A 12008-nucleotide genomic window follows, 5' to 3' on the forward strand; every position below is an offset into this window, starting at 1 on the left:
TCAGCTCTTGTACACCGCGGCCGGCGGGACGGGCGCCGGGCCGAGCAGCTCCGCCAGCCACTTGTTGTAGCTGTTCGTCCAGGTGCCGTCTGCCTTGATCCGCTCGAGCACCGAGTTCACGAACTTCACGAACTCGACGTGGTCCTTGGGAATCGCGATGCCGTAGGGCTCCGGGGCGATCCCGTCCTTCTCCACGACGGTGAACGGGTCCTGCGCGGCGAGACCGGCGAGGATCGTGTCGTCCGTGGAGATCGCGTAGACCTGGTTCTGCTGCAGCATCACGAGGCAGTCGGTCCAGCCGGGCACCTGCATGCCGATCGGCTTGGGGGTGACGTCCAGGTTGACGATCCTGGCGAGTGAGGTGGAGTCCTTGGTGGCACACACTTTCTTGCCCGCCAACGAGTTTCGGTCCTTGTATCCCGAGTTCTTCCGTACCAGGACCTTCTGCTCGGCCTCGTAGAAGATCGCCGAGAAGTCCACGTCCTTCCACCGCTCGCAGTTGGCGGTCATGGAGTGCACGACGAGGTCGACGTCGCCGTTCTTGACCGCCGGAATGCGTTGCGCCGACGTGAGCACGACGAGCTGGAGCCGCTCCGGTCCGTCGTCGCCGAAGATGGCCCTGGCGATCTGGTGGGCGATGTCGAGCGCGAACCCCTCGATCTGCCCGCTCTGGGAGTCCCGGTAGGCGAACCGGTAGGTGTTCTGGTCGACGCCGACCTTCAGCCTGCCGCGTTGGTGGATCGTGGCCATCATCGAGCCGGACTCGAAGGCGCCGGGGGCGGGTAGCGCGGCGTCCGGGCGGTAGCTCGCCTTCGGGTCACCGCAGCTGCCGTCCACGGACGGAACCGGCGTCGTGGTGACCACCGTGGCCCCGGCCGGCAGGGGCTGGACCGCCGCCGGGTTCTGGGTGCCGACCGCGCTGGGGGCCGCCGAGCAGCCCGCCGCGACGAGCACCACGGCGAGTACGAGCGTGATCGCCTTCATCGGTACTCCTTGAGCCGCTGCCAGATCCCGGTCACCGCGCCGACGGCCGTCACCAGCGCCAGCAGGATCACGCCGGCGACCAGGCCCGTCAACGCGTCGGACGCCTGGGACACCTCCTTGTCGAAGGCGTTGGTGGTCTTGCCGATCGCGTCGTTCAGCGCCTGGTCGACCTGGTCGAACTGCTTCGCCGCGCCGGTCAGCGCCTTGTCGACCGCACCGGGGAAGTCGCCATCGTCGTCCGCCGTCCGGATCTCGACGTGCGTCTTGTGCCAGGCGATCTCCTGGTCGATCGCGGTCTGCACGTTGGCCCGCACGTCGTCGTCGGTGGCGAGGTCGCGCGCGCCGGGCAGCTCCTGGGTGGCGAGGGTCTTGCGGGTGGCCACGTAGTCCTGCTCGATCGTGGTGCCGGAGCCCCTCGCCACGAGCGTGAGGGTCTCGTCGCCACGCGCGGCGAGCACGTTGATCCGGGCGTCGGCCAGGACCTTCGTCTGGTCCGAGCCGTCCTCGCGGCTCGCGTGCACGTTCGTCATCACGCCGATGGACGCGGCCAGCACCCACACCAGCGAGGCCAGCGCGGCGACCGTGGCGACGGCGAGCCCGACGTTGATGCGTCGGCGGGTGCGCCTGCGGACGTACCGCTGCGCTTGGACGAGCAGGGCGAGCGTGGCCAGCCCGAGCAGCACCTCGACCGTCAGTCCCAGCCACGACGTGGCCGAGTCCTGGTCGTCGGCGACGCCCCGGGTCTCCATCTCGTAAAGCGACCGAGCCGCTCGAAGCAGTTTGTCGTGCATGAGCGTCGACGCCTCGCGCTGGTAGGCGGCGCCGACGGGGTAGCCGTGGAGGTTGTTCGTCCGTGCGATCTCGACGATGCCGGCGTACGTGGACAGCTGGCTGGTCAGGATGGCGAGCGGGCTGTTCGGGTCGGCCAGGTCGGCGGGCTCCCGGGCGGCCACCGCGATGGCGAGCGCGTGCTGGGCCTCCGCCATGTCCTTCTCGTACCGGTCCCGCACCGCCTTCGACTCGACGCCGCCCGCGAGGAACGCGCTGTTGGCGGTCGCGTCCGCGTCCGAGAGCGACCGGTAGAGGTCCTGCGCGGCGACCGACAGCGGCCCGCTCCGGCCGGACAGGTTGTCCAGCGCCTGCGCGCGGCTCTGCACGCTGACCGCGGTGACCACGCCCACCACCACGCTCGCGGCGACGAGCGCCACGATGAACAAGATCAGCACGCCCGGCGTCGTGCGGGACAGGGCACGCGCCTCGGCGACCCTGCCGACACTCTCCGGCATCGCTTGCGTACGCACCGGTGGTGGCGCGGTGGGAGCACTCATGACCTGTCCCCCCAAGAGGTTCTCGATGCCGGATGAAGCCTTTCGTACACGTCCCCCTGACGTGATCGCCAGCGTAACCGGGGACCAGCGAGTACCGAGACCCAATCGCGTGAAACTGCGTTCCGCTTGACAACAGTTGCGTGTACCTCCACTATTTCACTACTTCATTAGGGAAAGGGTGTTGCTTCGTGGTCGACTTCAGGCTCGATCGCGGCTCCGGGGTCGCCACATACCTGCAACTCGTCCACCAGGTCAGACACGCACTGCGGCTCGGAACGCTGCGGCCGGGGGACCGGCTGCCGACGGCGAAGGAGGTGGTGGACAAGTTGGCCATCAACCCCAACACCGTGTTGAAGGCGTACCGCGAGCTGGAGCGCGAGGGGCTCGTCGTGGGCCGGCCCGGGCTGGGCACGTTCGTGCAGCGCTCGCTCGGCGGCGCTTCGGTCGCCGAGCACGCACGGCTGCGGGAGTCGCTCACCGGCTGGGTGCGCGACGCGCGCTCGGCGGGGCTGGACGTGGAGGACGTGGAGGCGTTGTTCGCATCGGTGGTGCTGGATTCTTTTCGGATAGGGGAGGACACGGCATGACTGTGACCTTGACGGGGGTTGGGAAGCGGTACCGGCGGAACTGGGTGTTGCGGGACTGTTCCGTCTCGGTCCCGGCCGGCCGGGTGGTCGCGCTGGTCGGGCCGAACGGGGCGGGCAAGACGACCTTGCTGCACATCATCGTCGGCCTGCTGGCCGCGGAGGAGGGGAACGTTACGGTGCTCGGCCACCCGGCCGGCACCCGCGAGACGCTGCCGCGTATCGCTTTCCTGGCCCAGGACAAGCCGCTCTACGACGGCTTCTCGGTGGCGGACATGCTGCGTTTCGGCGCGCACACGAACCCGCACTGGGACGCCGCGCTCGCCACGACGCGGCTCGCGTCGCTGGAGATTCCCATGCACCGCAAGGTGGGCCGGCTGTCAGGCGGTCAGCGGGCACAGGTGGCGCTGACGGTCGCACTCGCCAAACGGCCGGAACTGCTGGTGCTCGACGAACCGCTCGCGAACCTCGACCCGCTGGCCCGGCACGACGTCATGCGTGGGCTGATGGCCGCGGTCGCCGAAGGCGGGATGACCGTGGTGCTGTCCTCGCACGTGGTGTCGGACCTGGAGGACACGTGTGACTGGCTGGTCGTGCTGAACCGCGGCCAAGTCCAGGTGTCCGGCGACATCGAGGACCTCCTCGGCTCGCACCGGTTGCTGACCGGCCCGGTGGAACTGGCCGACACCCTGCCACTGTCCGTTGTGGACGACTCACGAACCGAGCGCCAGGCGACGGTGCTCGTACGTTCCGGGGACGCGCCAGTCGACCCGCGGTGGACGTCCCGCGGGGTGGGGCTCGAGGAACTGGTCCTCGCGTACCTGCGCCGCCCGGACGCCGCGGCACTGCCTCGGCCGGTCCTGGCATGACTCCCATTTCGATGAAAGGACATTTCGGGATGGTGTGGTTGTTGTGGCGCCAGCACCGGACGCAGGCGCTGGCCACCGTCGGCCTGCTGGTGGTGCTGGGCGTGCTCATGCTGGTGCAGGGGTCCGCTGCCTACGTCTACCTGGGCATGTTGCCGGTCGCGCCGCTCCTCGTCGGGATCTTCTGGGGTGCCCCGATGCTCTCGCGCGAGTTCGAGCGGGGTACGCACCGGCTCGCGTGGACGCAGTCCGTGTCGCGACGGCGCTGGCTGCTGACGAAGCTCGGCTCGCTCGGCCTGGCGGTGACTGTCGCCGGCCTCGTGACCGGCCTGATGGTCAGCGCCTGGGCGACGAGGTTCCAACAGAGCGTGTTCAGCGACGACGCGCTGTTCGGCGGCTCGGGGGTGGCGGCGGGTGCGTGGTGGTTGTTCGCGTTCCTGCTGGGCGCCGCCGCGGGCGGGGTGCTGCGCAGGCTGCTGCCGGCCATGGCGGTGACGATCGCCGTGTTCATGCTGGTGCTCTTCGGGCTCCTGCAGGCGCGGCAGAACTACGCGGAACCGCTGTTTCAGCAGTCGGACAAGGGACCGGAGCCGGGGGCCATGATCACCGATTCGACGTGGGTCGACCCGTCCGGCACCCCGGTCGCCGACCCACCGGCATGCGCGGAGGCGGACCAGATCACGTACACGGACTGCGTCGAGAAAGCCGGCTATCGCCTCGCCTTCTACGTCCAGCCGCAGGACCGGTACTGGCGTTTCCAGTGGACCGAGAGCGGGATCCTGTTGCTGGGTGGGGTGTTGCTCGCGGCCCCGGTGATGTACCGGGTGCTCAGGCGGCCGGTATAGGGCCGCTGTGCCAGCGCCATTCCGTCCGCCGCGGCCGGTCGGGGAGGTCATCCCGGCCGGTGGCCCACAGCAGCGTCCGCCACGGGTCGTCGGTCGATGTGACGTCCGGGAACAGCCGGGCCAGTACACGTGCGCACAGGTCGGCGGGCGGCTGCCAGCCGACACCGAGGCCCGCCGCGATGTCGTGCGCGTGCACCAGCATCTCGGCGACCCCCATCGCGGCGAACCCCTCGGCGTCACCGTCGCCGAAGACGTGGTGCGCCCTGGCTTCCGGGGGAGCGGTGCGGACCACGGCGGTCAGTAGTGCCCCGCATGCCTCGACGACCTGCAGTAGTCCGGCGGGTCCGGCCTCGCGCCTGGCGGTGATCGTCAGGTCGGGCCCGCCTTCCCGCAGCGCCCCGTATCCGAACGGGACCGCGTGCCGCAACGCGCGGGCGCCGATCTGCGTCGCGTAGAAGAACAGGTCGTCGGCCACGTGCTCGGCGGTCTCCCAGCACGTCCACTCCAGCGTTCCGGCCGGCGCGTCCCAGCCGTCGGCCACACCGCCGAAGGCCTCGATCGTGAGGCGGACCGACAGGTCGACGTCATCGGCGGTGACTGGCACGCGGCGACAGTATCAACCCGCAATCAACCCGCACGGAATCAACCCGCACGGAATCAACCCGGACGGACGAGACCGGCCTCGTACGCGGCGATGACCAGCTGCGCCCGGTCCCTCGCCCCCAGCTTGCTCAGCAGCCTGCCGATGTGGGTCTTCACCGTGGCCATGCCGAGGTACAGCTGCGTGGCGATCTCCGAGTTCGACCGGCCGCAGGCGATCAGCAGCAACACCTCGCGCTCCCGTTCGGTGAGGTCGTCGAGCGTGGCCGGCAACCTCGGCTTCTCCGGCTGGCGGGTGAACTCCGCGATCAACCGCCGCGTCACCGACGGCGCGAGCAACGCCTCACCGGCCGCGACGACCTCGATTGCCGTCAACAGGTCCGCGGGCGGCGTGTCCTTGAGCAGGAACCCGCTCGCGCCGGCCCGCAGCGCCGCGTACACGTACTCGTCGAGGTCGAACGTGGTCAGGATCAGCACCCGCACCCCGGCCGTCGCCGGGTCGGCACAGATCCGCTCGGTCGCCTCGATGCCGTTCAGCTCCGGCATCCGCACGTCCATCAGCACGACGTCCGGCCGCTCGCGTGCCGCCAGCTCCACGGCCTCCTTCCCGTTCGACGCCTCGCCGACCGCGGTCAGCCCTGGCGCGCTCTCCACGAGCACGCGGAAGCTGCCCCGCACCAACGCCTGGTCGTCGGCCACCAGCACCCTGGTCACCTCGGCAGCACCGCAGACACCCGCCAGCCCCCTTCCCTTCTCGGCCCCGCCGCGAACGTCCCGCCGTACACCGCCACCCGCTCCCGCATCCCGAGCAGCCCGTGCCCACTCGGCCCCGGTTCCACCCGCGGCCCCTCGTTGACCACCTCGACCCGCACCACCTCCTCGTCAACCGCCACGTTGACCTCGCACCGTCCCGGCGCCGCGTGCCGGACGACGTTGGTCAGCGCCTCCTGCACGATCCGGTACACCGACAGGCCGACCCCGTCGGGCAGACCGGCCGTGTCGTCGAGCGACAGCTCGGCCGTCACCCCGGCGGACCGCGCCCGCTCGACCAGTGCCGGAATTCCCGACGGGCCGGGCGCCGGCGCGCGCTCCGGACCGTCCACCTCGGACCGCAGCACGCCGAGCAGGTGGCGCATCTCGGCCAGCGAGCCGCGGCTGGTCGCCTCGATCACCCGCAGCGCCTCGCGTGCCTCGGCCGGTCGCTGCTCGGCGACATGGTTGGCCACACCCGCCTTCACCGCGATCAGGCTCATGCTGTGCGCAACGATGTCGTGCAGCTCGCGGGCGATCCGCAGCCGTTCCTCCGCCACCGCCTGCTCGGCCTGCCGGGCCGCGGACTCCTCTGCGTGCCGCCGCCGCTCCCGTGTCGCGAACCCGAGCGACCAGGCGGTCACCAGTAACAGGCACGCGAAGGTGATCCCGAACAGGCTGTCCGACCATGCCTCGGCCGGGACATCGACCAACCGGCGGCCCAGCAGTACCACCAGGTTGGCGCCGACGCACGCGACGAGAGCGGGTACCGACAGCCGCTTCGGACGCAGGCTCGCCACCATGTACAGCACGGTTCCGACCGCGGTGACGGGCGCGCCCATCCCGACGACCGAGATCACTCCGGACCCCATGGCCAGCACCGAGGCACCGAGGCTGACCGCCAGCGAGAGCAGCGGCGCCCACCGGCGCGTGACGATCGGCGCGGCGATGAGGGTCGCGGCGGACAGTGACACCCACTCGGGCTCGGCGACGCCGGAGGACGTCGTCGCGTCGATGGCCGCATAGCCCACGATGGCGAGCAGCACCACCGCGGCGACTATGTCGACCATGCGGAGCCATACCTGGCGGACGAATGAGAACACACCCAGACCGTATCGGCCGCGAGCCGCTGGCGCGTCCCACCACGGGTGGACTCCTTTTCGGGCCGACCCAGACCGTGGTGGGACGGAAAAGTCCGGACCCTGGTCCGATGTGGACCGCCCTCGTTTCCAGGACCGTGGTCACCGTGCAAACCAACCCAGCCGCTCGTGCTCGAGCACTGACCAAGGTCCACGGCGCGGGAGACTCCCGCGTCGTGGCACTTGACCACGTCGACGCCGACTTCCACACCGGACGGTTCACCGCGATCATGGGCCCGTCGGGCTCCGGTAAGTCCACGCTCATGCACTGTGTCGCGGGCCTGGACGAGCCGACCAGCGGCCAGGTGTTCCTCGGCGACGCCGAGTTGACGGGCATGAGCGACAACGAGCTCACCGCGTTACGCCGGGACCGCGTCGGCTTCGTGTTCCAGGCGTTCAACCTGCTGCCGACGCTGACCGCGTGGGAGAACATCTCGCTGCCGCTGGACCTGGCCGGCAGGTCCCCGGACCGCGAGGTGGCGAAGAAGATCATCGCCGCGGTGGGCCTCGGCGACCGCCTGCACCACCGCCCGAACCAGCTGTCCGGTGGCCAGCAGCAGCGGGTCGCGTGCGCCCGCGCCCTGATCACCCGCCCGGAGGTGGTGTTCGCCGACGAGCCGACCGGCGCGCTCGACTCGGCGGCGTCCGCACAACTGCTCGGCCTGCTGCGGACGAGTGTCGACGACCTGGGCCAGACCGTCGTGATGGTCACGCACGAGCCGGCGGCCGCCGCCTACGCGGACAGCGTCCTGTTCCTGGCCGACGGCCGCCTGGTCGACGAGCTGTCGGCCCCGACCGCGGACCGCGTCCTCGACCGCATGAAGAACCTGGAACGGGTGACGCTCTGATGCTGCGTGCGATGCTGCGCGACCTACGCGCCCACACGGGCCGAATGGCGATGACACTGGTGGCGATCGTCCTGGGCGTGGCGTTCGTGGTGGCCACGTGGGTGCTGTCCGACTCGACGGCCGCCTCGCTGGCGGGTGAGGGCGGTCGGTCCACAGTGGATGTGGTGGCCCAGAGCCCCACCAACGAGGCAGTACTTACCGAGGACGACCTGGCCAGGTTGTCCAGGCTCCCGGGAGTCCGCCGGGCGACAGGAATCCTGGCGGCCCGAGCCTCCCTGATAGGCGCCGACGGCAAGCTCGTCGCGGGCGCGCAGGACCACGCGGGCACGGCCTGGGACGACACGGACCGCTTCACGATCCTCGATGGCCGCCCACCGACGAGCGCCGATGAGGTGGCGCTGTCCCAGGCGGTAGCCGCCAGCGCGAACCTGCGTCTGGGCTCCCGGGCCCGCGTGATCCTCGGGGACGGCCGCGAGGTCGAAGCTCACGTGGTCGGCCTGTTCGACTACCGAATGCTGGGCATGGAGACGGCCCCGTCGGTGGCCTTCGCGCCGACGACCGCCCACGAGTACCTGGGCAACGAGTACGACCGCATCGAGTTGCACGGCCCAGGCCTGGCGCCACAGGTCCGCGCGGCGTTACCCGACCCGGCCATCGCCGTGCACACCGGCGCGGAACTGACGGCCAAGGCACACGACGAGGCGGCGTCCGCCGCGGAGTCGACCCGCGAGTCCCTGCTGGCGTTCGCGGTGGTGGCGCTGCTGGTCGGCATGTTCGTCATCGCCAATACGTTCACGATGCTGGTGACACAACGAGTCCGCCAGTTCGCGCTCCTGCGTGCCGTAGGGGCGACGAGACGACAGGTCCGCCGGGCGGTGGTGCTGGAAGCCGGCGCACTGGGCGTGGTGGGCGCGACGATCGGCGTGGCGGTGGGCATCGCGCTGGGCCTACTGGGCATGTGGGCCTTCACCCCTGACGGCGAACCGGTGACCTACTCCGTGTCCCCACAGGGAATCCTGGTCGGCTACGCGGTAGGCATCGGCGTCACGGTGGCGGCCGCCTACGGCTCAGCCCGCCGGGCGGCCGAGGCGCCCCCGGTGGCGGCCCTACGCACGGACGCGACACCACCACGCCGCACCACGGTGGCGCGAACGACCGCGGGCGCGGTACTTCTGGTCGCAGGCGCCGCGACGGTGGCGTCGACAGCCGGCCCCAACCTGAGCACCACGGAACGAGTCGTGTGCATGGGAGCGGGCGTGGCGGGCTGGCTGGCTGTGCTGCTGCTGGCACCGGTGCTGGCGCACGCCGCACTGACCCCCCTGTCCCGCCTGCTGTCCCGACGCCGCGGCCCAGCAGTCCGCCTGGCAACCCGCAACGCGGTACGCGACCCCCGCCGCACCGCGGCGACGTCATCGGCGCTGTTGGTGGGCCTGGCACTGGTGTGCGCGTTCGCGACACTGGGGGAGACCATGGTGTCCACACTGGGCGGCGCGGTACGAAACATGGTGCCCCCGTCGGCGACGATCCTGCGCTCGGCGTCCGGAGTGGACCCACTGAGCACGGACGTGCTCGACCGTGTCCGCGCGACCCCCGGCGTGACAGGCGTGGCAGCGGACCGATACACACTCGTCACCGTGTCCACGGCGGGAGGCACGGCGGCCTCCTCGATCTCGGCGACAGAGCCCGCCGGCTTCACCACGGTCCTGACCCCGAAGCTGGTGGAGGGCAACGCCGACCTCCACCGCGGCGTGGTGGTCGACACCGACCAGGCAGCCGTGCTGGGCCTGCAACTAGGAGACGACCTGGCGATAAAGTTCCCGAACAGCCGTCCGGTCCACCAACGCGTCACCGGCCTGATCGACACCGTGGAGGGCCAACCCCTGATCTACGTGGACGTGGCCGAAACCCCCAACTGGTTCCACGGGAACGTGACGTCGATCTACGCGACGGGCGCAACCCCGAGCGCGGTCCGCCAGGCATTGGACAGCGAGTTCCGGAACCGTCCAGACGTGGTGGTAACCGACCGAGAAGGCGTGATAGCAACGGAAACGGCCGACTTCCAACTACTCCTGTCGGCGATGTACGCGATGTTCGGCGCCGCCATAGCGATAGCGATCTTCGGCGTCATCAACACCCTGGCCCTGTCCGTAATGGAACGAACCCGAGAACTGGGCCTACTACGCGCGATAGGCGCCCCCCGCCACCTGATCCGCCGAACAGTACGCACAGAGAGCATCGTGATCTGCACCTACGGCGGCGCACTGGGGATAGTCGTAGGCACCCTGTTCGGCGCGGTCATGCAACACGCGATGCTGGGCAACCCCTTACAGGTCACAGAGATCCCCACGACAACCATCGCAACAGCCCTGCTCGGCATGCTCACGGTAGGAGCCCTGTCCGCGCTGTGGCCAGCCCACCGGGCCGCGAGAACCAACATCCTGACCGCAATCCAGACAGAGTGACCTGATCCCAAGCCCGGCTCAACCCCCAGCAGCCCGAACCCGACTCCGCCGCCACCCACCCGGGCCTTGACCCCGAGTGCTGGACACCAGAGACACTTGGGCCCTGGTGGTCCGGGTGGACAGGAGTCCGGTACAGATGGTGATGATGCACTACCCGCTGGAGTTTCGGGCCGAGGCGGTCGCGCTGTTCCGGTCCAGGCTGGGCGTGACGATCAAGTCGGTGGCCGAGGATCTCGGGGTCGACCATGAGACGCTGCGCAACTGGATCCGGATCGACGACGCACAGGGCGCCGGTGCGCAGGCCGCTACGCCTGCGACCGTGTCGCCGTCAGGTTCGCCGGAGGAGGAGAACGCCGCGCTGCGTAAGAGGATCCGCGAGCTGGAGGAGGAGCGGGATATCCTGCGCAAGGCAGCCCGCTATTTCGCGGGGGAGACGCGCTGGTGAACCGCTTCCAGTTCGTTGACGATCATCAGCGCCGCTACGGCGTCAAGCGGTTATGCCAGGTCATCGGGATTGCCCGGTCCAGCTACTACCGCTGGACGGCCACTTCACTCGATCGAGCGGTCCGCGCCGCTGCGGATGCCCGCCTGGCGGCCCGGATCCGTGTGAGTCATCGGGACTCGGCCGGCACCTACGGCGTCCCGCGGATCACCGCCGAGTTGCGCGAGGCCGGGTAGGTGGTCCAACCACAAGTGTGTCGCCCGGGTCATGCGCGGGATCGGCCTGACCGGGCTACGGCTGCGTCGCCGATATCGCACCACTGTCGCCGATCCGACCGCGGTCAAGGCCCTGGACCTGCTCGGACGGGACTTCACCGCCCAGGCACCGAACACCCGCTATGTCGGCGACATCACCTACCTGCCGATCGCCGACGGCACCTTCCGCTATCTGGCCACCGTGATGGACCTGTGCTCACGCTGCCTGGTCGGCTGGGCCATCGCCGACCACATGCGCACCGAACTCGTGCTCGATGCCCTGACCGCCGCCCAACGCACGCGGGGCAGCCTGGCCGGGGCGGTGTTCCACAGCGATCACGGGTCCGCAATACAGCGCTCGGGCGTTCGCGGATGCCTGCCGCGAGGCGGGGGTGACCCGATCCATGGGCGCCGTCGGCAGCTCGGCGGACAACTCCAGGACGCCCAGAATTGGGACAGTGAAAGGGAAGCACGGCTGGCCGTGTTCGGTTGGCTACACCGCTAACACCCGACGACGCCACTCCCACCTCGGACAGATGTCCCCGATCGACTACGAGAACAGCCTGACCCCGACACCGGCTACGCTGACCCACGCCGCATAACCCCGTGTCCAACATCCGGGGATAAGGCCCGGTTGGTGTGGAGTTGTCGTCCTGTATGGACTGCTCGGTGCCTTCTCGGTGGATCGGGGGCAGGGGTGCTCTGGTCGCGGTCGGCTAGACGGTGATGGGGTGGATCCGTTGCAGGCCGCACTGCTGACCAGGCTCCCGCCCCGGTAGGGGCTGCTGCCTGGTTGACGATGGCGCAGATCCGCGCCGCGCTCACGCGCGCCCCGCCGGCGCGACATCGCGGGGCAAGCAACCATGATCCAGACCACGTTGCGCGAGCATCACCTGGGCCGGCCTG

General features: G+C 69.9%; 10 protein-coding genes and 1 pseudogene. 6 read left to right on the top strand and 5 right to left on the bottom strand.

All coding sequences use genetic code 11. The features are described 5' to 3' along the window. Together VET29_RS39105 and VET29_RS39110 are read right to left on the bottom strand one after the other, a co-directional pair. Complete coding sequence (locus tag VET29_RS39105) at positions 1-984, bottom strand: glutamate ABC transporter substrate-binding protein (protein WP_324930780.1); 984 nt, start codon at positions 982-984, stop codon at positions 1-3. Next, positions 981-2312: a hypothetical protein gene (locus tag VET29_RS39110; protein ID WP_324930783.1), complete on the bottom strand. Its 1332-nt coding sequence runs from the start codon at positions 2310-2312 to the stop codon at positions 981-983. The genes VET29_RS39105 and VET29_RS39110 overlap by 4 nt, the downstream gene beginning before the upstream one ends. Positions 2313-2500: 188 nt before the next feature. Between VET29_RS39110 and VET29_RS39115 the strand changes: the two genes are divergently transcribed. Genes VET29_RS39115 through VET29_RS39125 form a run of 3 tightly spaced genes read left to right on the top strand, consistent with a single transcriptional unit; the run spans position 2501 to position 4607 of the window. Then, positions 2501-2899: a GntR family transcriptional regulator gene (locus VET29_RS39115; RefSeq protein ID WP_324930785.1), complete on the top strand. Its 399-nt coding sequence runs from the start codon at positions 2501-2503 to the stop codon at positions 2897-2899. Next, on the top strand, positions 2896-3765 hold the full coding sequence (locus VET29_RS39120) for an ABC transporter ATP-binding protein (protein WP_324930787.1): 870 nt from the start codon (positions 2896-2898) through the stop codon (positions 3763-3765). Before VET29_RS39115 ends, VET29_RS39120 begins: the two co-directional genes overlap by 4 nt. A 29-nt stretch (positions 3766-3794) precedes the next feature. Beyond that, positions 3795-4607 (top strand): ABC transporter permease, encoded by an 813-nt coding sequence (locus tag VET29_RS39125; protein WP_324930790.1) that lies wholly within the window; start codon positions 3795-3797, stop codon positions 4605-4607. On the opposite strand, the gene VET29_RS39130 is transcribed toward VET29_RS39125, so the two are convergent. The 3 genes from VET29_RS39130 to VET29_RS39140 are packed head-to-tail and all read right to left on the bottom strand — an operon-like array spanning position 4591 to position 7060. Next, on the bottom strand, positions 4591-5211 hold the full coding sequence (locus VET29_RS39130; RefSeq protein ID WP_324930793.1) for a maleylpyruvate isomerase N-terminal domain-containing protein: 621 nt from the start codon (positions 5209-5211) through the stop codon (positions 4591-4593). The genes VET29_RS39125 and VET29_RS39130 overlap by 17 nt on opposite strands. A gap of 53 nt (positions 5212-5264) precedes the next feature. Then, complete coding sequence (locus VET29_RS39135) at positions 5265-5921, bottom strand: response regulator transcription factor (protein WP_324930796.1); 657 nt, start codon at positions 5919-5921, stop codon at positions 5265-5267. Further along, complete coding sequence (locus VET29_RS39140; protein WP_324930799.1) at positions 5918-7060, bottom strand: sensor histidine kinase; 1143 nt, start codon at positions 7058-7060, stop codon at positions 5918-5920. Before VET29_RS39140 ends, VET29_RS39135 begins: the two co-directional genes overlap by 4 nt. A gap of 107 nt (positions 7061-7167) precedes the next feature. On the opposite strand from VET29_RS39140, the gene VET29_RS39145 reads away from it, so the two are divergent. From VET29_RS39145 to VET29_RS39155, 3 genes and pseudogenes are all read left to right on the top strand, one after another. Then, on the top strand, positions 7168-7944 hold the full coding sequence (locus VET29_RS39145) for an ABC transporter ATP-binding protein (protein WP_414636720.1): 777 nt from the start codon (positions 7168-7170) through the stop codon (positions 7942-7944). Then, positions 7944-10406 carry an ABC transporter permease gene (locus VET29_RS39150; protein WP_324930804.1) on the top strand — a complete coding sequence of 821 codons (2463 nt, stop codon included), beginning with the start codon at positions 7944-7946 and terminating at the stop codon, positions 10404-10406. The genes VET29_RS39145 and VET29_RS39150 overlap by 1 nt, the downstream gene beginning before the upstream one ends. A gap of 136 nt (positions 10407-10542) precedes the next feature. Further along, positions 10543-11704: pseudogene (locus VET29_RS39155) on the top strand (IS3 family transposase). The last annotated feature ends 304 nt before the right edge of the window (positions 11705-12008 follow it).

It is taken from the genome of Actinophytocola sp., from assembly GCF_035634895.1.
Classification (GTDB): domain Bacteria; phylum Actinomycetota; class Actinomycetes; order Mycobacteriales; family Pseudonocardiaceae; genus Actinophytocola.

Bases quoted from the DNA above. Each gene is read 5' to 3' on its own strand.
- VET29_RS39105 (WP_324930780.1), bottom strand. From the start codon at position 984: ATGAAGGCGATCACGCTCGTACTCGCCGTGGTGCTCGTCGCGGCGGGC.
- VET29_RS39110 (WP_324930783.1), bottom strand. From the start codon at position 2,312: ATGAGTGCTCCCACCGCGCCACCACCGGTGCGTACGCAAGCGATGCCG.
- VET29_RS39120 (WP_324930787.1), top strand. From the start codon at position 2,896: ATGACTGTGACCTTGACGGGGGTTGGGAAGCGGTACCGGCGGAACTGG.
- VET29_RS39125 (WP_324930790.1), top strand. From the start codon at position 3,795: ATGGTGTGGTTGTTGTGGCGCCAGCACCGGACGCAGGCGCTGGCCACC.
- VET29_RS39145 (WP_414636720.1), top strand. From the start codon at position 7,168: ATGTGGACCGCCCTCGTTTCCAGGACCGTGGTCACCGTGCAAACCAAC.
- VET29_RS39150 (WP_324930804.1), top strand. From the start codon at position 7,944: ATGCTGCGTGCGATGCTGCGCGACCTACGCGCCCACACGGGCCGAATG.